Origin of the sequence: Flavobacterium plurextorum (genome assembly GCF_024638035.1) — a bacterium.
Taxonomy (GTDB): Bacteria; Bacteroidota; Bacteroidia; order Flavobacteriales; family Flavobacteriaceae; genus Flavobacterium; species Flavobacterium plurextorum.
The window spans coordinates 3,378,841-3,397,636 of the sequence record NZ_CP100442.1; the positions used below are offsets into that span (position 1 = coordinate 3,378,841).

General features: G+C 34.0%; 15 protein-coding genes. 8 read left to right on the forward strand and 7 right to left on the reverse strand.

The window, feature by feature from the left end:
• The first annotated feature begins 17 nt into the window (after nucleotides 1-17).
• The 3 genes from NLG42_RS15120 to NLG42_RS15130 all read left to right on the forward strand — a co-directional run bounded on the left by NLG42_RS15120 (nucleotide 18) and on the right by NLG42_RS15130 (nucleotide 2,426).
• A complete protein-coding gene (locus tag NLG42_RS15120; RefSeq protein ID WP_089056774.1) occupies nucleotides 18-731 on the forward strand; it encodes a tRNA threonylcarbamoyladenosine dehydratase in 714 nt (237 codons plus the stop codon).
• A 118-nt stretch (nucleotides 732-849) separates the two neighbouring features.
• A complete protein-coding gene (locus NLG42_RS15125) occupies nucleotides 850-1,512 on the forward strand; it encodes an HAD family hydrolase (protein ID WP_257681458.1) in 663 nt (220 codons plus the stop codon).
• A gap of 71 nt (nucleotides 1,513-1,583) precedes the next feature.
• On the forward strand, nucleotides 1,584-2,426 hold the full coding sequence (locus NLG42_RS15130; RefSeq protein ID WP_089056775.1) for a DUF2911 domain-containing protein: 843 nt from the start codon (nucleotides 1,584-1,586) through the stop codon (nucleotides 2,424-2,426).
• A gap of 92 nt (nucleotides 2,427-2,518) precedes the next feature.
• Here NLG42_RS15130 and NLG42_RS15135 read toward each other — a convergent pair whose 3' ends face one another.
• Together NLG42_RS15135 and NLG42_RS15140 are read right to left on the reverse strand one after the other, a co-directional pair.
• Nucleotides 2,519-3,286 carry a porin family protein gene (locus tag NLG42_RS15135; RefSeq protein ID WP_257681459.1) on the reverse strand — a complete coding sequence of 256 codons (768 nt, stop codon included), beginning with the start codon at nucleotides 3,284-3,286 and terminating at the stop codon, nucleotides 2,519-2,521.
• A 10-nt stretch (nucleotides 3,287-3,296) separates the two neighbouring features.
• Entirely contained in the window at nucleotides 3,297-4,418 is a 1,122-nt protein-coding gene (locus NLG42_RS15140) for a hypothetical protein (RefSeq protein WP_089056694.1), read from the reverse strand.
• A 268-nt stretch (nucleotides 4,419-4,686) separates the two neighbouring features.
• Here NLG42_RS15140 and NLG42_RS15145 point away from each other — a divergent pair, with 268 nt between their 5' ends.
• The 5 genes from NLG42_RS15145 to NLG42_RS15165 all read left to right on the forward strand — a co-directional run bounded on the left by NLG42_RS15145 (nucleotide 4,687) and on the right by NLG42_RS15165 (nucleotide 13,230).
• Nucleotides 4,687-5,010: a DUF6660 family protein gene (locus tag NLG42_RS15145; protein WP_257681460.1), complete on the forward strand. Its 324-nt coding sequence runs from the start codon at nucleotides 4,687-4,689 to the stop codon at nucleotides 5,008-5,010.
• 126 nt (nucleotides 5,011-5,136) lie between these two features.
• Complete coding sequence (locus NLG42_RS15150) at nucleotides 5,137-8,256, forward strand: efflux RND transporter permease subunit (protein WP_099718125.1); 3,120 nt, start codon at nucleotides 5,137-5,139, stop codon at nucleotides 8,254-8,256.
• Nucleotides 8,257-8,292: 36 nt separating this feature from the next.
• Nucleotides 8,293-9,573 (forward strand): TolC family protein, encoded by a 1,281-nt coding sequence (locus NLG42_RS15155; protein WP_257681461.1) that lies wholly within the window; start codon nucleotides 8,293-8,295, stop codon nucleotides 9,571-9,573.
• Between the two features lies 1 nt (nucleotide 9,574).
• The gene (locus NLG42_RS15160) at nucleotides 9,575-10,837 is read left to right on the forward strand and encodes an efflux RND transporter periplasmic adaptor subunit (RefSeq protein ID WP_257681462.1); all 1,263 of its coding nucleotides are present in this window, start codon (nucleotides 9,575-9,577) and stop codon (nucleotides 10,835-10,837) included.
• A 395-nt stretch (nucleotides 10,838-11,232) separates the two neighbouring features.
• Nucleotides 11,233-13,230, forward strand: coding sequence for a heavy metal translocating P-type ATPase (locus tag NLG42_RS15165; RefSeq protein ID WP_089056698.1), 1,998 nt, complete (start codon nucleotides 11,233-11,235; stop codon nucleotides 13,228-13,230).
• A 68-nt stretch (nucleotides 13,231-13,298) separates the two neighbouring features.
• Here the strand turns inward: NLG42_RS15165 and NLG42_RS15170 are convergent, their stop codons facing one another.
• From NLG42_RS15170 to NLG42_RS15190, 5 genes are all read right to left on the reverse strand, one after another.
• Nucleotides 13,299-13,697 carry a tautomerase family protein gene (locus tag NLG42_RS15170; protein ID WP_099718129.1) on the reverse strand — a complete coding sequence of 133 codons (399 nt, stop codon included), beginning with the start codon at nucleotides 13,695-13,697 and terminating at the stop codon, nucleotides 13,299-13,301.
• Between the two features lie 85 nt (nucleotides 13,698-13,782).
• The gene (locus tag NLG42_RS15175; protein ID WP_257681463.1) at nucleotides 13,783-14,433 is read right to left on the reverse strand and encodes a VOC family protein; all 651 of its coding nucleotides are present in this window, start codon (nucleotides 14,431-14,433) and stop codon (nucleotides 13,783-13,785) included.
• 213 nt (nucleotides 14,434-14,646) lie between these two features.
• Nucleotides 14,647-15,789, reverse strand: a complete 1,143-nt coding sequence (locus tag NLG42_RS15180; protein WP_257681464.1) for a cytochrome-c peroxidase — start codon at nucleotides 15,787-15,789, stop codon at nucleotides 14,647-14,649.
• 94 nt (nucleotides 15,790-15,883) lie between these two features.
• Nucleotides 15,884-17,350 carry a hypothetical protein gene (locus NLG42_RS15185; protein ID WP_257681465.1) on the reverse strand — a complete coding sequence of 489 codons (1,467 nt, stop codon included), beginning with the start codon at nucleotides 17,348-17,350 and terminating at the stop codon, nucleotides 15,884-15,886.
• On the reverse strand, nucleotides 17,337-18,794 hold the full coding sequence (locus tag NLG42_RS15190; RefSeq protein WP_257681466.1) for a RagB/SusD family nutrient uptake outer membrane protein: 1,458 nt from the start codon (nucleotides 18,792-18,794) through the stop codon (nucleotides 17,337-17,339). The genes NLG42_RS15185 and NLG42_RS15190 overlap by 14 nt, the downstream gene beginning before the upstream one ends.
• Nucleotides 18,795-18,796 lie beyond the last annotated feature (2 nt).

Sequence of the window (18,796 nt, forward strand, 5' to 3'; positions counted from 1 at the left end):
AGAACAAAAGAAAATATATGGCAGAGTGGACAGAAAGAGCTGAGCTTTTATTTACAAAAGAAGGATTAGAGAATCTAAAAAATGCAAATGTACTGGTAGTAGGTTTAGGCGGAGTAGGATCATTTGCAGCCGAGTTTTTGGCTAGAGCAGGAGTTGGAAATATGACAATTGTAGATGGAGATGTTGTTGATATTACTAATATTAACCGACAATTACCTGCTTTGCATTCAACTGTTGGTCAGCCTAAAATTACTATTGTTGGCGATCGTTTAATGGATATTAATCCCGAATTGAAATTGACTCGTGTTCAGGAGTTTTTGTCGCCGGAGCGCGCTTTTGAAATCGTTTCTCCTGAGTTTGATTATGTTTTGGATTGTATTGACAGTATTACACCAAAATTAAATTTGATTATTGCAGCAAAACGCAAAAGAGTAAAAATTATCAGCAGTATGGGAGCAGGAGGAAAGATGCTGGCTTCTAAAGTAAAAGTGGCTGATATTTCTAAAACTATAAACTGTTATTTCTCAAAAGCAATTCGTAAGAGATTAAAAGCTGTAAAAATCAATAAATTAAAAGTGGTTTTTTCATCTGAAATTCAAGATGAAAACAGCTTAAAATTGACAGACGGGAAAAATTTTAAAAAATCATTTTACGGAACTAACAGTTATATGCCTGGTTTGTTTGGACTTCATGCCGCTGAAACTGTAATTCGTTATTTGCTAAAAAAATAAGAAGCTAAGATTCTAAGTCGCTAATTTTTAAAAGCAGCATTTTAGAACTGGAATCAATTAAAAAATTGTAGAGTCGCACAGCTGTGCGTCTCTACAGAACCTCAGAACCTAAAAAAAAATGATTAAAACAGTAATTTTTGATATGGACGGTGTAATTGTCGACACAGAACCCGTTCATCGTTATGCGTATTACACACAGTTTTCAGAATTAAATATCGAAGTTTCAGAGGAAATGTATACTTCATTTACTGGATTTTCGACTCGAAATACATTTCAAACATTAAAACAACATTTTCCTTCGATCCCGCATGAAGTTGAAGATTTGATTCAACGAAAAAGAAGTATTTTTAATGATGCTTTTGATACAAAGGAAGATTTGTATCTGCTTGAAGGTGTTGAGGATTTAATTAAAGATTTACATGCAAGCGGAATTCAGTTAATTTTAGCTTCTTCAGCGTCGAAGGTTACAATAGAAAGAGTTTTTACTAGATTTAATCTGCACCAGTATTTTTCTCATATTGTGAGTGGTGAAGATTTTCCTCAGTCAAAACCAAATCCTGCTATTTTTATCCATGCAGCGTCATTATCAATTGCTCCAAAAGAGAATTGTATTATCATTGAAGACAGTACAAATGGTGTAAAAGCAGCTAAAGGAGCAGGGATTTTTTGTGTAGGTTATAACAGTCTTCATTCGAACATGCAGGATCTAGATGAAGCGGATTTAATCATTAATAATTTCAACGAATTAAACGCCAAAAAAATAGCTGATTTTCAATCTTGAATTATGTAAATTTTAACATTTGTTCGGTAATTGAATTTGTAAATTTGAACAAACAAAAAAAACTCTTAATAATGAAAAAACTACTTATTGCATTAGCTATAATAATGGCTCCTTTTGCGTCTGAAGCACAGGTGAAAACACCGCAAGCGAGTCCAAAAGCTTATATTAAACAAACAGTTGGGTTAACAGATGTTGAGGTTACATACTCGCGTCCAGGTGCAAGAGGCAGAGCAGTTTTTGGTAATTTAGTTCCGTTTGGAAAATTATGGAGAACAGGAGCAAACGAAAATACAATTATTAATTTTAGTGATGATGTTGTAATTGACGGAAAAACTTTGAAAAAAGGGAAATATGCAATTTACACTATTCCTAAAATCGAAAGCTGGGAAGTTATTTTTTACCTTTCTACAGACAACTGGGGATTGCCAGAAAATTGGAGTGATGCTTATGTAGCATTAAGAACAACAGTAAAAGAAAATGCACTGCCAACGCCGGTAGAAACTTTTACAATTGGAATTAATGGTTTAGATCCTAATTTTGGTTACTTAGAAATGGCTTGGGAAAACTCTCACGTTGCTTTAAAGTTTGAAGTTCCTACTGCAAAAATTGCAACAGCAAGTATCGAAAAAACATTGGCTGGACCAACTTGGAATGACTATTTTGCTGCTGCACAATATTTGTTTCAATCAAATGGAAACATTGAAACTGCAAGAACTTACATTGATAAAGCTCTTGATATGAGTACTGAAAAACCATATTACGTTTCTAGATTGAAATCATTAATTCAGGCAAAACAAGGAGATAAAAAAGGCGCTGTTGAAACGGCTAAAATCTCATTGGCTGCTGCTGAAGCTGCAAACAATCAAGATTATGTAAAAATGAACAAAGACAGTATCGCCGAATGGAGCAGATAATATCTTTTACATTTTAATAAAAAAATCCAAATTTCTAGAATCTTGAAATTTGGATTTTTTTTTGGCTCTTTCCCTAATAAATATAATGTTGATTACTTTTTAGGCATTTCATCTTCCGGCAGAATAATTTTATTGAGCTCGGCATCTTTTTCAGCTCTTTTTTGAGCAGCTTTTCCTTTTCCAATAGGCAAACCTGCAGTTACATATAAAGATCTATTGTATACGTTTGGACCGTCGCCTTTCATTACAGGAACCAAACCATAATAATATTGAACCGTTAAATTCAAGCCATTTCCAACATTCATATGATAACCGGCTCCTAAAGCAAGTCCCGCATCAATAACACGAATTTGATCCCTGATATTCTTTTTGTAAACTACATCATCTTTATTTACCTCTTTCGAAAACTGATCAAAAGCTTTAGCTAACAATCCCAATTGCGGTCCTGTTTTTAGATAAATTCTATTTTTAAATTGGTATTTAATCAAAATAGGAACATTAAAATATCGAATCTCGCGATTTACAGTTCCGCCCGCAAAAGTATTATCTAAATTTACATCGTCTAGAGAATACAGCGGAATATGTCGCGCTCCCATTGGCGATTTTACAATTACACCAGTATTAATCATCCAAGCAGGGTTTTGCTTTGATCGCAAATCAAAGTAAAAACCTAGATTAAATCCAGGATTACTTCCAGAACTATCCAGATTAGAAATTGTCGAAAAATTCATACCGCCTTCTAAACCAAACTCTAAAAAAGGAGAATTTAACTTGTCACCAAAAATTAAGGAAATCAACACCTGGGATTTCGCATGTGACATACTTAATAATGCAGCAAGCAAGAGCAAACCTTTTTTCATACAATTCGGTTTAAAGTCCAAAACGATATTGAAGTCCTCCTAAAACCTGAGTACGACTTCCTAAAAATCCGCATTCTGCTCTAAACATAATGTGTTTGTTATATTGAAATTGAGTTCCAATAATAAAATTCCACATATCTTTTGGAGCTTTTTGCAAAGAATATTGAACAGAAGAGTTGTCTGCAGTACTCAAAGCACCATCAAGAGTAGTTAAAAAAGTACCAGCTCTTTCTAATGCTCTAGTTGCTGTATTGTGCTTAGCCGCATTTATAGGATTCGCTTGTTGCGCAGGAGTTAAACCATTCCACCAATTATCCACTTTTGTTTGATTCTCGGCTACTTTTTCTAAACCGCTGTCCACTTTTCCTTGTGCAGTAGTTAAATCAAAAATATCAGACAATGCAATATTTCCGTTAGTATCACCAGCAATGTGCACTCTGAAACCACCTACCCATAAAGCAATATTTTGATCTTGTTTATGAAATTTAAATGTTTTACCCAATCTAGGTCCAAAAACATAAGAAAAAGCAGGTTTATCTAAAGAGCTGATATCTGTCCAAGCCATATTCATGTCCAGTGCGAGCCAGCCGCCGCCAATACCAATTGTTGGAGTCATACCAAAACCAAAAGTTGTAGCATTAAAATTGGCTTTAGTGCTGAAAGAAGCAACTTGTGACCAATTATTATCCGCATCTGGAATCCATATTCCAGCATTAATTTTTGTAGCAGTATTTGCTTTACCAAAAATTCCATAGATATTTAAAAAAGGTAATAACCAGATGTCAGGTCGTATTGTAAGAGCTCCGGCTTCGACTGAAGATTTGTCAAAACGTACAATTTCATCTAAGTTGTATTGCGGACCATTATTGAAACCAACATTCAAATCACTAATATCGATTTGAGAATCCTGCCAAAAATAATTTACTGATAACCCTGCAGAATAAGGAAGCTTGTATCCTTTTTGAGCTACTTTCTCACCCCAAATAGGAAGAGCGTATGGGTATTCTTCTATTTTAAGACTGTCTTTTAATTGTTGATTTTTTTGTCCTACGATTTTATCGGTATAAACCTGACCGAAAATTTGTACACTAAAGAATAATAAAAAGGCTGATATTACTGTATTGCATTTCATTGATTGTGGTATTTGTTAATTAATAAAACTGCGCAAAATAAAATAGAACTAATGTATTCTTAAACTGATAGGTATGTACGATTCTGTTTTTTAGATATATAGGATATAAAAGGTTGAAATTTTGAATGTATAATATTATGTTAATTATTGTTAAAGTTAAATAAATTTTCTTTTGACTTGTACTATTTTTTTTAGAAAATGTAATTAAAAAGTGACATAGTAAAATAATTTGTTTCAACTAAAGAGATAAAGTATTATTTTTACAGTCATGAAATGGATCGCAATAGTATTATCACTTTACTTAACAGTACTTTCAAATATGCCTTGTGCAGATGTGGAAGTGGGTAGTGCTATGCATAAAACAGCTCAGTTTTCATCAGAAAATAATCATTCTCACGATAAAGACAATGATTTATGTTCTCCTTTTTGCGCTTGTAATTGCTGCGGAGCACAAATTTTGACTTTCCAATATTCTGTGAGTTACGATTTTCCTGCTGTTCACACCATTATTTCAACTTCTTTACCTAATTACATTTCTGTATTTACTTCTAATTTTTATGGAAGTATTTGGCAGCCGCCTCAAATAGTATAATGATAACCCAATTGTTTAGTTTTAAATTTTAAAACTAGAGAATTATTTGGGTCAGAGAATTGTGAACTTTTCACAAAATTACAAGACAAATTTTTGTCTAATTTCTCATGTCATTAAATATTTCAAATGCTAGATAAAATCATTCAGTTTAGTATACGAAACAAATTCGTTATACTATTGTTTACCCTTGTTTTAATAGCTTGGGGAAGCTATTCACTTAAAAAATTACCACTTGATGCCTTGCCGGACGTAACCAATAATCAAGTTCAAATTATTACAACCGCACCTACTTTGGCAAGTCAAGAGGTCGAACAATTAATTACATATCCATTAGAACAAGCTGTAAAAACAGTTCCAGATATTATAGAACTACGCAGTATTTCACGTTTTGGATTATCTGTTGTTACCGTTGTTTTTGAAGATGATGTCGATATTTATTGGGCGCGTGAACAAATATTTCAGCGTTTAAAACAAGCCGAAGAAAACATTCCAGAATATGCAGGTTCGCCTGAATTGGCACCAATTTCTACAGGTTTAGGTGAAATTTATCAATACGATGTTTATGCCAAAAAAGGATACGAAAATAAATACGATGCTGTAAAACTAAGAACCATTCAAGATTGGATAATTATTCCGCAATTGCAAGGAATTAAAGGAGTTGCGGACGTAAGTACTTGGGGCGGAAAATTAAAACAATATGAAATTGCCGTAAACCCAAATACATTAAACAGTCTTGGCGTAACCATTACCGAGATTTTTGATGCTTTAGAAAAAAACAATCAAAATACAGGCGGCGCTTACATTGAAAAAGATCAATATGCTTTTTTTATTCGCGGAGTCGGAATGGCAAAAGGAGTTAAAGATCTTGGAAATGTCGTGGTTAAAAACCGAAACGGTTCACCAGTTCTGGTGCGTGACGTAGCGCAGGTTCGCGAAGGCGTTGCATTGCGTTATGGAGCATCAACTAAAGACGGTAAAGGCGAAATCGTGTCAGGAATGGTTTTGATGTTGAAGGGAGAAAATTCCAGCGCAGTTGTAGATCGTGTTAAAGAAAGAATGATCCAAATTAATAAAAGTCTGCCAGAAGGTGTTGTTGCCGAAGCTTTTATCGATCGTGGAAAATTAGTTGATAACGCCATCGGAACCGTTACAAAAAACTTATTAGAAGGAGCTTTAATCGTCATTTTTGTATTGATTTTATTTCTAGGAAATCTTCGTGCAGGATTAATTGTAGCTTCTGTAATTCCGCTTGCGATGCTTTTTGCTATTATTTTGATGAATGCCTTTGGCGTAAGCGGCAATTTAATGAGTCTAGGGGCAATTGATTTTGGAATTATTGTTGACGGTGCCGTGATTATTGTCGAAGCTTCCATGCATCATTTGCAAAAACTCAAGCGTAAAAAAGAACTTTCGCAGGAAGAAATGGACGCTGAAATCTACAATTCGGCATCAAAAATTAGAAATAGTGCCGCTTTTGGCGAAATCATAATTTTGATTGTGTATTTACCAATTCTAGCTTTAGTGGGCACCGAAGGAAAAATGTTCAAACCAATGGCAATGACAGTTGGTTTTGCAGTTATTGGTGCATTTATACTTTCGCTGACCTATGTACCAATGATGAGTGCTTTATTTCTTTCGAAAAAAACAGAACATAAAGAAAATTTCAGCGACAGAATGATGCGTTGGTTCGAGAATTTATACACACCATTTTTAAGCAAAGCGCTTCAGTTTAAAAAAGTAGTTTTAGGAGCTTCTTTAGGATTGTTTGTATTAGGTGTTATAGTTTTTCAGAATATGGGAGGAGAATTTATTCCGACTATTGAAGAAGGCGATTTGGCTATTAATGCAACAATTATGACAGGAAGTTCGCTTACGCAGATGGTTGAAACTACCACTAAGTACGAGCAGATTCTAAAAGCTAAATTTCCTGAGATAAAAACAATAGTAACCAAAATTGGAAGTGGCGAAATCCCAACAGATCCAATGCCGATAGAAAGCGGTGATTTGATTATTGTTTTGAAAGATAAAAAAGAATGGAAAGGCAAGTATCGCAATTGGGTAGAACTGGCAAATGCGATGAAAAAAGAAATGGAAGTGATTCCAGGAGCTAATATTGAAATTTCGCAGCCAATTCAAATGCGTTTTAACGAATTAATGACAGGAAGCCGAAGCGATATTGCAATCAAGATTTTTGGAGATGATTTGGAAATTCTAGATTCAAAAGCAACTGAGTTAATTTCGAAGATTAAAAGCATTGAAGGAATTGGCGATTTAAAAGCAGATAAAGTAACAGGTCTGCCGCAAATAACAATTAAATACGATTACAACAAAATCGCCTTATACGGTTTGAATATTTCTGATATTAATCAAATCATTCGTTCGTCGTTTGCGGGAGAAAGCGCAGGAAAAATCTACGATGAAAGCAAACGATTTGATGTTGTGGTTAGAATGAATGAAGATAATCGTGCTGATATTACTGATGTAAGCAATTTGTTTATTCCGCTTCCAAGCGGACAGCAGGTACCACTTTCTCAGGTGGCGACAGTCGATTATGAGCAAGGGCCGGTTCAGGTGGTTCGTGAAGATGGGAAACGCAGAATTACGGTTGGATTAAATGTACGCGGACGTGATATTAAAACGGTTGTTGAAGAAATTCAGCAAAAGCTGGATAAAGATTTTAAACTTCCAGCAGGTTATTATGTAACGTATGGCGGACAATTTGAAAATTTGATCGAAGCGACAAAAAGACTTTCAATTGCATTGCCTATTGCTTTAAGCTTGATTTTAATACTGCTTTATTTTACATTCAAAAGTTACAAGCAGGCTCTTTTAATATTTACAGCAATTCCTCTATCTGCAATTGGAGGTGTTTTTGCACTTTCACTACGCGGAATGCCGTTTAGTATTTCTGCGGGAATTGGATTTATTGCTTTGTTTGGAATTGCGGTTCTTAACGGAATTGTCTTGATTTCGTGTTTTAACCAATTAAAAACGGAAGGAATTTTAGATCCGATGCAAAGAATCTTAATTGGAACCAAAACCAGATTACGTCCAGTTTTAATGACTGCTGCGGTAGCTTCATTAGGATTTTTGCCAATGGCGTTGTCTACAAGCGGTGGAGCCGAGGTTCAGAAACCGTTGGCTACAGTTGTAATTGGCGGATTGTTTTCGGCAACTTTATTGACTTTAATTGTTTTGCCGATTTTGTATTTAATGTTAGAGAGACTTAAACGCAAAGAACGCTAAGGTTTACGCAAAGGACATAAAGAAAATTAAAAAAAGATGAAAAACTTAAAATACACTCACAGAAATTTAACCTTTGCGAACTTCGCGCATTCTTTGCGAACTTTGCGGTTAAACAAGTTTCTATTAGCGAATAAAACGTTGTGGTTAATCACATTTTTACTGATAACCACACTGGCATCAGCGCAAACTAAAATATCTTTAGAAAAAGCAATTGAGCTTGCTAAATCAAACAATATTGATTTAAAAATTGCCGATAAGGAAATAGAAAAGCAGAAGACTTTACAAAAAACTGCTTTTCAACCAGATCCGCTTCAGGTGCAATATCAAGGCGGACAGTTTAACAGTGCGGATTATGATCATAATGTTTCCGTGCAGCAATTTTTTCCGTTAGGAAACATTACAAAGGCTAACAGACAGTTACAGGAAGAACTTGCAAAATTGGCAGAGAAACGTAAAGCTTTATCATCTTATGAAATTGAAAAAGCGGTGACATTGGCTTATTATCAATATTTGTACGGAATTTCGATTCAGAAGTTAAATTCTGAATTAAATGAGATTTATACCAAATTTCTAAAAAATGCTGAGCTTCGTTTTAAAACTGGAGAAAGCGGTAATATTGAAGTAGTAAGCGCCAAAGCGAAAGTAAAAGAAATCGAAACTCAGAAAGAACAATTGGCTTATGATATGGCAATTTATCAAAAGCAGCTTCAGTTTTTTATTCAAACGAATGAAAATATACTGCCAGATGAATCGACTTCGTTAAAGTATTCTTTTATTGAAAATCAGGATTCAAAAGCTGAAAGTGTAATGACCGATTTGTATCAGCAAGAAATTTCGGTTTTTCAAAAGGAAGCTAAAACATTTAAAGCTATGCGAACGCCAAAGGTAGGTTTAGGTTATTTTGCACAAACGATTAATAAAGAATCTTTATTTCAAGGTTTTACAGCCGGTCTTCAGATTCCGTTATTTGGAGGAGTAAATACAGCAAAAGCAAAAGCGGCTGAGATCAGTATTTCGCAATCACAATTGGCATTAGATAAAAATAGAATTATGCTGAATCTTCAAAAAGAAGAATTACAGAACAACTTCAAAAAACAGCAGAAGAATCTGGATTATTATCAAAATGAAGGTTTACAATACGCCAATCAGATTATTGAAACAGCACAAAAAACGTATGCAAACGGCGATTTGAGTTACTGGTCTTATATTAGTTTTTTAAATCAGGCAATCGATATTAAAAAACAATTTGCAGAAGCAACACATAGTTTTAATCAAAGTGCTATCGAACTCCAATTTCCAACCATCAAAAACAATTAAAATGAAAAACATACTTATATATTTAACCGCAAAGAGCGCTGAGGTTTCGCAAAGAGCACAAAGTTTAATTTCTTCGCGTACCTTGCGCTTTTTCCTTGCGTTCTTTGCGGTTATATTAATCTCGTGCAATGAAAAAAAGGCAGAAGAAACAAAAGAAGAAGAAAAGTCTACTACAGAAGTTGCATTAACAGAATCTCAATATAAAACGGTAGGCATTGAAACAGGATTTGTTGAAGAAAGGAATCTTAACAAAATCATCAAAGCAAATGGATATACTACAGTTCCTCCACAAAACTCTGCTGAGGTTTCGACTTTAATCGGTGGAACGGTGAAGGATATTTTTGTTTTAGAAGGAACTTTTGTCAATAAAGGAAAAGTATTGGCAACCATTCAAAATCTTGAAGTTATCGAAATGCAGGAAGAATATCATTCGGCAACAGCCAATGTTGAATATCTGCAGTTAGAATACAATCGTCAGAAAACATTAAGTGACGAAAACGTAAATCCGAGAAAAACATTTCAGGAAGTAAAAGCCAAATTAGCAGCGGAAAGAGCGCGAGCACAAGCCGCAAAAAACAAATTAGAAGCTTTGCATGTTTCTACAAAAGGAAGTACTTCTGTAGTTCCAATTGTGGCGCCGATTAACGGTTATGTGGGGAAAATTAATATTGCCAAAGGTGCTTTTGCACAAACGGGAGTTTCTTTGTTTGAAGTAGTAGACAATAGTCAGATGCATTTAGATTTGAATGTTTATGAAAAAGATTTAGGTTCAATTTCGATTGGTCAGGTTATCGATTTTGTATTAACAAACCAATCTAATAAATCAATTAAAGGAAAGATCTTCGGAATCAATAAATCATTTTCTAACGAAAGTAAAACTGTTGCAGTTCATGCTAAAATTGATCCTGCCGACGCAAAAGGATTGATTCCGGGAATGTATGTTTCGGCAAATATAAATATTGTTAATGCAACTGTTCCGGCTTTACCAAAAGATGCCGTAGTTCGAAATGCCGATAAATACTTTGTTTTTGTGCAGGAAGAAGCGCATGCCGAAGAAAAGCATGAACATACAGCAGGTGAAAAAGAAGAAGCTCACGAGAAAGAAGTTCATTTTAAAGCAGTTGAAGTGGTTCCAGGAACAACAGATTTAGGTTTTACAGAAATTAAGTTTGTTGATGCAATTGAATCAGGAGCTAAAATTGTTACAAAAGGAGCATTTTATTTGTTGTCTGCCATGAAAGGCGGAGGTGAGCATAGTCACTAGATTATTAGCCTAAAAAGTTTTTGATGTTGCAATGAATTAATTTTACAATCCCAATAACCATTGGCAGCTAAGTTTTTAAGATTTAATTAGAATTGCCTCCAGCTTTAGCTGGAGGTAATAAATTTGAAGTAGAATAGAGGCTTTAGTCAAACTCATGCAATTTTGACTAAAGCCATAAATTAGAATTTAGTTGACCTCCAGCTAAAGCTGGAGGCAATTAAAAGCAGTTGCTTTAAGACTTCGTCTCGATAGTAAAGGTTTCTAATAACAAATAGTAGAGTTATTTTTTAATAAAAAACTTAGTGGCTTAGTGTCTTTGCAGCAATGAACTTTGACATAAAAACCGTAAATTTAGTGCATTATTTAGAAAAAGTTTAAACAAGAAGTTTCCCCTCATGATACATCAAGATAAAGAAATAAAAAGCACAAAAAATAAAGCAAAATCATCCTGCAGTTGTTCGCATGATGAACCTGTACATTCTGATAATGACGGACATGATCATGGACATGATCACGAACATAACAGCGAAGGAAGTTTATTTAAAATGTTTCTGCCTGCCATCATATCCTTTGTTTTATTACTTATAGGAATTGGTTTTGATAACTATTTTCCGCAAACTTGGTTTTCAGGTTATGTAAGGATTGCTTGGTATGCTGCTGCTTATCTTCCAGTAGGTTTTCCTGTTTTGAGAGAAGCTTATGAAAGCATTATAAAAGGAGATGTTTTTTCGGAGTTTTTTTTAATGTGTATTGCTACAATCGGAGCATTTGCAATTGGAGAATATCCAGAAGGTGTTGCCGTTATGCTGTTTTATACCATTGGAGAAACATTTCAAGGAATGGCAGTCAGCAAAGCAAAATCGAATATTAAAAGTCTATTAGATTCACGCCCCGATGAGGTTACTATTTTTGAAAATAATATTGCTGTAAAAGTAAAAGCTTTTGAAGTGAAAATAGGATCAGTTATTCAGCTTAAAGCTGGAGAAAAACTAGGATTAGATGGAGAGTTATTATCAGATACAGCTTCCTTTAATACGGCAGCTTTAACGGGAGAAAGTAAACCAGACACCAAAAAGAAAGGCGAAACAGTTCTTGCAGGAATGATAAACGAGAATACAATTGTTCAAGTAAAGGTTACAACTGCATACAGCGACAGTAAATTATCTAAAATTCTAGAATTGGTTCAAACAGCAGTAACCAAAAAAGCGCCTGCAGAATTGTTTATTAGAAAGTTTGCCAAAATCTACACTCCAATTGTCGTTTATCTCGCAATCGCAATTTGTGTACTGCCAGCGTTTTTTGTAGATCATTATATATTTAATGAATGGTTGTACCGCGCGTTAGTTTTCTTGGTTATTTCTTGTCCGTGTGCGTTAGTAATTAGTATTCCGCTAGGATATTTTGGCGGAATTGGAGCGGCAAGTAAAAACGGAATCTTGTTTAAAGGCAGTAATTATCTGGACAGTATTTCAGTTATACAGAATGTTGTAATGGACAAAACCGGAACAATGACGGAAGGTGTTTTTAAAGTTCAGGAAGTAATTATTAATCCTGAATTTGATAAAAAAGAAATTCTGAATCTGGTAAATGTTTTAGAAAGCCATAGTACGCATCCTGTTGCAACCGCAATTCATAATTATGTGGGGCAAATTGATTCATCGATTGAATTGAAAAATGTTGAGGAAATTTCAGGACACGGATTAAAAGCACTTTTTAACGGGAAGGAATTGCATGTTGGTAATTTTAAACTCTTGGATAAGTTTGCGATACCGTACAATATAGATCCCAGCACAGTTGTTTATACGACAATTGCCATCGCATACGACAGAAAATTTGCAGGTTATTTGACCATCGCAGATGAAATTAAAAAAGACGCGCAGGAAACGGTTACTAAACTAAAAGCATTAGGTGTAAAAGTAACAATGTTAAGCGGTGATAAAACAAATGTGGTTCAGTTTGTAGCCGATAAACTGGGTATTACCAATGCTTTTGGAGATTTGCTTCCCGAAGATAAAGTAAATAAAGTAAATGAAATTAAGGCTAAAAACGAAACTGTTGCATTTGTTGGTGACGGCGTAAACGATGCGCCGGTTATTGCTTTAAGCACGGTAGGAATTGCGATGGGAGGTTTAGGAAGCGACGCCGCAATCGAAACTGCCGATGTTGTAATTCAAGATGATAAACCAAGTAAAATAGCAATGGCAATTAATATTGGAAAACAAACCAAAAAAATTGTCTGGCAGAATATTACGCTCGCTTTTGTTGTAAAGGCTTTTGTGCTGATTTTAGGCGCAGGCGGACTAGCAACTATGTGGGAAGCCGTTTTTGCCGATGTTGGAGTTGCCTTACTGGCAATATTGAACGCCGTAAGAATTCAGAAAATGAAGTTTTAAGTTTTGACATTAATATAGATAAAGCCCAATTCAAGTAATTTGAATTGGGCTTTATATTTTTAGTAGTGTTACTTTTTTAAATGTTTCTGTTCCTGAATTTCACCATTTCCAAAAGACCAATTTTCATGTCCATTATTTTCTAATAAAACAATGATAACATTATTGATTAAAATTGATGTTGTTGCCGAAATTCTTGTGGCAATTTGATGATATAACTTTTTCTTTTGTTCTAAAGTTCTTCCTTGTCCAGCCGTTATTTGAACATAAATTATTTCATCAGAATGTGAAATTCCGAGATAACTTTCTGGATATTTTATTTGATGAGGTTCTAATTCTTCAATAACATGGAAATAATCATCTTTTGGAATATTAAACTCTTCGATCAAAGAGTGATGGATCGATTCTGAAATAGTGTTTTTTGTTTCCTGAGAAAGTTTTTTGGGCAGACTGATTCGGACAAATGGCATTTTAAATATTTTTATGTTATTTGTAAAGTAGTGTCAAGGTTTTATAAAAATAAGGAAATAAAAATGATTTGAAATTCGAAGTTGTTTAAAATTTTAAATCAATAATCTGCCCATTATTTTCAAGTCTAATATCTGTTTTATTACTTTCAGAAGGAGTTCGGGTAGGATACCAATTTCGATTAGGTCTTACCATAATCAATAAACCTTCGTCATCGCCAATAGCAGCAAAAACTTCGCTGTTTGTATTTTTAGTAAAGAAGTTTAAGTCGTGTTTTGCGATTAATTGATTTCCTAATTCCAATGGATTTTCATTTACGATTCCAATTTCACTAATATTTAAAACGGATTTAGCGCTAAATTCTTCCGTTTGAAAATTATCGAGATCATGTCTGGCAATAAACTCTAATAAATTTCCATTATTATCATAAAAATAAACCGCGTGAGCATTCCAGTTTTCAAAATTGGTAATAACATTTTGGTCTTCAATTACAATTAAATCGACTTTGGCTTTGCACCATTCAATAGCTTCATCAAGTTTGTTCTCGGGAATATTGAAGGCAAAGTGATATATTGAGTTGAAATTGCTGTTTTCAACAAATTTTAAAGTTGAGTTTCCTGCTTTGATGGTAACAAATTCGGAGTTGTTTTCTATAATCGGTAAACCAAGAATATCTTGATAAAATAGTGCAGTCTGTTTAATATCTGCAGTCTGGAGTTTAATGTGTTCAAGTTTCATAAGTGGTATTTTTTATAAAAAGGAGAGTTTCTTTTTGTTACAAACAAATTTAAAAAATGACAATATCATTTTAGCTGCGGTGTCATTTTATACTTCAATGTGAGAATAGCAAATTGTTATCGAAAAAAGGAAAAGTATAGTTTAGATTTTGTATAAAAGTAAAGCCTGTTTTCATTTAGAAAACAGGCTTTAAGATTACGGTATTTAACTGGTTTATTTTGGCATTTCGGGTGTCATAATTCTTCTCGTTGGTGTACTTAAAGTTTCAATAAAAGCTAATAAATCGCTTATTTCTTCTTTATTCAAATTCAACTTTTTAAGCGCAGGATCAACTTTTGGAATCAAAGAATCTCGTGCTGTTCCCAAATATTTTTTTTGAACAGGAGAGGGATTTCCTAAATTATAAAGTTCAACAACATCAAGCAAAGTTGGAAAATGTCCGTGATGCATCCATGGCTTAGTATTTACTACTTCACGAAGTGTAGGCGTTCTAAATTTGCCAATATCTTTTACATCTTTAGTAACATTATAACGTCCAAAATCTTCATTTTTTGTTCCAAACAAAGTCTGTCCGTCATTATGAAATTCATTGTCACTAAAATAAGGAGTATTATGGCAGTTAATACATTGTGCTTTGGTTCGAAATAAATGCAGTCCTTTTACTTGCTGATCGGTGTAAATGTCTGATTTTCCGCTTACAAATTGATCAAATTTACTTTTCGGACTATTAATTGATCTTTCAAATGTAGCAATGGCATATTGAATGCGTTCTAAAGAAACTTTTTTATCTCCAAATGCGGCTTCAAAAAGCGGTTTATAGCCTTTAATTTTGGCAATTTTATCAACGGCAATTGTTAGTTTCTCATTCATTTCTAAAGGATCTCCAATAGGAAATTGTGCTTGATCTTCTAAACTTTTTGCACGTCCATCCCAAAATAGTGAAGTGGCGTATGCCGAGTTTAAAATGGTCATAGAATTACGTTTTCCTGTTTGGCGGTCATGACCAAAAGAACGCGTTAAATTGTCAGTCCATCCCAATTCTGGATTATGGCAGGATGCGCAGGCAATTTGTCCGCTTCGAGATAACCTCGGATCAAAAAACAATACTTTGCCTAAACTTTCTTTTTCTTTAGAATAAGGATTATAATCAGGATAAGGAACGGCAGGTAAAACTCCAATATCTTGAAATTTCGACTTATCGATGCTTTCGTGTAATTCTGCCGCAGGCCATTTGGACAAATCCCCGCTAGAATAGATTTTTCGTAATTCCTGAATATCAATGTAATTTGGCTGCTCAATGCTTTTGTAAGCCGTTAAACTTACCAAAAAGAGAATAGGGAAGATTAGCTTTTTCAATTTTGTTTTTTGTGTTTTTGTTCTTTTTTTGAATGTACTTTTTTTAACAGCTTTAGATTTGTATAATGTGTAAATCTAAAGCTGTCATCAAAAATTATAGATCAACTTCTTTAGGACAGTTGATGTTTAAAGCTGCTGGTTTAGGATATGTTCTATTGTTGTATATTCTATATTGCGTAGAGACAGTTCCTCCAAAAAGTGCATCGTTTGTTAGTTTTAATTCGAACGAAATTTCAAATAAACCAGTACTAATTTCTTTGTAAGTTCCTGATCCTGAAATTGCAATTATATGCTTGTTTTTATTGCTTCCTGTAATGGTAATGTATTGCGGAATTACTAAAACATTTCCGTTTGTTTTACTATTTCCGTTTGCTGGAAAAAACTCTAAAGCAGATGAAATATTAAATCCAGGTGAACTTGCCGCAGTTGTGCTTTCGTTGCTGAACCATCTTTTTAGGTTAAATGAATTTGTGGTATTTGTTCCAGAAGCCACATTAAAACCAATTCTGAAAGCATCGTGATAAACGTCGTCATTTGGATTTGCAGTTCCTTTATCGCTGTATAAAACAGCATTTTCATGACTTTTAGGAACAACAATTGGAAAGGTAAAGGCATTGTAAGCCTGCCATGCACAAACACCGCTTCTATCAAACCAAGTTTCGCCGTAAGTAAGGTAAAAAGCGTTTGATAAATCATAAAATTTAGATGCCGGATTTGCATTTACATCTCTTATTGATTTGATCGGTTTTACGATTTGTAAAATCGTGTTTCCTGTTGCAGTATAATCACCAGCATTTACTAATGAAATGGATGATTCATAATACACATCATCGTTTTTAATGTTTTCTAAAAGGGTAAAATGATAGGTAACAGAATTGCTGTTTGCTTTAAAAGGATCATGGGTTAATGAATAATTAAATCCATCTAAGGATTCAAATATTTCAAGATTTTCCATTTCAGAAGGAAAATACCCGTTTGGAAAATTAACATTAAAGTCAAATTTTTCTCCCGCTTCTCCTTTGATGTCAAATCGACTTATTGGAAATGTATAATTTGTTGTTATTGGAGCCAAATCAATTTTGAAGGTATCATTTTTAGCTTCCGTATTCAGGTTTCCAATATGAATACTTGGATCTGATATTGTTTCGAGTTTCAATGTAATACTTTGGTTTGCGGTCCATCTTTTATCAAACGAAATAGAAATCGTGTCGGTTAATTTGTTTCCTTGAAAAACAAGTTCATTGACAGGATTTAATCTGAAACCTGAATTGTCGCCTGTTATCGTCGAGCTGAAATTCGCTGTAACGGTATTTTTTAAGGAATAGGCTGTTAGAGCAACTGGGACTTTTAATGTTTTTATTGCTTTATTTACATAGTTCGACTGCGGAATAAGAGTTCCATTAATCGCAGGATATTCTAAAGGAGTATTGTCGCTTTTTACGAAAAAGTTAAATCTTACGTGCGGGTCAATTTCAGAGCCCATTTTGTAATCATCTTTAGAACAAGAAAAAATAAATAATACAGTTAAAGTTAATATGCTGAATATCTTAATACGATTCATTTTGTTGTAAGTTTTCATTAAGATTAATATTATAGATTGGAATAGGCAGTACAAATTTTAGCGACGGATATTCGATGTTGCAATTGTTTGAAATGCAACCGTCATTTCTAGTAATTCCTTTTTGATTACGAGTTAAATCAAAGAAAAGCTGTCCTTCAAAACACAATTCTTTTCTTCTTTCTAATAATAGTGCCTCTTTTAAATTGGTTGTATTGGTAAGCAATGAAGCATTTGCACGGCTGCGAATGATATTAATATCGGCAAATGCAAGATCAGATCTATTGTTTTCTAAAGCAGCTTCGGCTCTTATTAAATACATTTCGCTTAATCTGAAAGCGACATAGCCGGCATTATCCTGAAACTTTTTAGTAAAATTGTAATTAGCACCAGTAAGCACTCCGTTTATTAAAGTAGGCAGGGAGGCAGTAACAAATAGTTGTTTTCTTAAATCGCCGTTTTCATATAAATTAATTAAGTCATTTGAAGCAACATATGCAGCATAATTAGATCCGTTATATCCAAAATAAGATGACATTGATGATGACACAGAACCTTCGGCATCTTTTGGAATCGAAAATTCTAATAATGTTTCAGAAAGAGGAATATCTGCCTGCGACCATTGTGCAATTAAATTTGAGGAGTTTACTAATGTTATACCTGAATTTGCAATAACATCATTTGCAGTTTCATAAGCATTTGCCCAGTCTTTTTTATACAGATATACTCTTGCAAGAAGTGCTTTTGTATTGTTTTTATTGAAAAATGAATACGATGGTCCTGTTAAAGCGGCGTTGCTGGAATAATTGTCTAAAGCTGTTCTTAGATCAGCAATAATTAAAGAATAAGTTTCGGCGGCTGTTTTTCTTGCCGGGTATTTCAAGCCAGACTTAATAGATTCAGTATTATAAACAATTCCTAAATGCGATGCATTTGGTGTGTAACCGTAATTTTGACTGTAAACTAAGGAAAGTAAAAAGTGTGCATAAGCTCTTATCGTTAAGGCTTCGGCTTTTATTTGATTTTTCTCAACATCAGTGGCATCAGGCAGCGACGGAATATATTCTAGAATCAAATTGGCTTGATTTATAATAGCATAGCTGCCATCGTAAAATAACTTAAAGTTGCTGGTTTCAGATAAATCTTCAAAAGAATATACAGCTCTAACATTTGGCGCAGCCGTAATTTGTCCTTTACTATTTCCAGCTGAAGCAGGAGTAAATTTTATGTTTCCTCCCTGCATATCAGCATAAACAGCAAAACGTTCGCCTCTGGTATTTGCTTCAACTTCACGATACAATCCGTTTAAGGCAGTTAATACACCTTTCTTATTTTGTAAAAGTTCGTCTATAGAAGTTTGTAATCCAGGTTCTTGCTCTAAAAAGTCACTGCAGCTTTGTACCGAAAATATTAGGACAGCAATTGTTATATATTTTAAATATTTCATTT

Bases quoted from the DNA above. Each gene is read 5' to 3' on its own strand.
- NLG42_RS15120 (WP_089056774.1), top strand. From the start codon at position 18: ATGGCAGAGTGGACAGAAAGAGCTGAGCTTTTATTTACAAAAGAAGGA.
- NLG42_RS15125 (WP_257681458.1), top strand. From the start codon at position 850: ATGATTAAAACAGTAATTTTTGATATGGACGGTGTAATTGTCGACACA.
- NLG42_RS15130 (WP_089056775.1), top strand. From the start codon at position 1,584: ATGAAAAAACTACTTATTGCATTAGCTATAATAATGGCTCCTTTTGCG.
- NLG42_RS15135 (WP_257681459.1), bottom strand. From the start codon at position 3,286: ATGAAAAAAGGTTTGCTCTTGCTTGCTGCATTATTAAGTATGTCACAT.
- NLG42_RS15140 (WP_089056694.1), bottom strand. From the start codon at position 4,418: ATGAAATGCAATACAGTAATATCAGCCTTTTTATTATTCTTTAGTGTA.
- NLG42_RS15145 (WP_257681460.1), top strand. From the start codon at position 4,687: ATGAAATGGATCGCAATAGTATTATCACTTTACTTAACAGTACTTTCA.
- NLG42_RS15150 (WP_099718125.1), top strand. From the start codon at position 5,137: ATGCTAGATAAAATCATTCAGTTTAGTATACGAAACAAATTCGTTATA.
- NLG42_RS15155 (WP_257681461.1), top strand. From the start codon at position 8,293: ATGAAAAACTTAAAATACACTCACAGAAATTTAACCTTTGCGAACTTC.
- NLG42_RS15160 (WP_257681462.1), top strand. From the start codon at position 9,575: ATGAAAAACATACTTATATATTTAACCGCAAAGAGCGCTGAGGTTTCG.
- NLG42_RS15165 (WP_089056698.1), top strand. From the start codon at position 11,233: ATGATACATCAAGATAAAGAAATAAAAAGCACAAAAAATAAAGCAAAA.
- NLG42_RS15170 (WP_099718129.1), bottom strand. From the start codon at position 13,697: ATGCCATTTGTCCGAATCAGTCTGCCCAAAAAACTTTCTCAGGAAACA.
- NLG42_RS15175 (WP_257681463.1), bottom strand. From the start codon at position 14,433: ATGAAACTTGAACACATTAAACTCCAGACTGCAGATATTAAACAGACT.
- NLG42_RS15185 (WP_257681465.1), bottom strand. From the start codon at position 17,350: ATGAATCGTATTAAGATATTCAGCATATTAACTTTAACTGTATTATTT.
- NLG42_RS15190 (WP_257681466.1), bottom strand. From the start codon at position 18,794: ATGAAATATTTAAAATATATAACAATTGCTGTCCTAATATTTTCGGTA.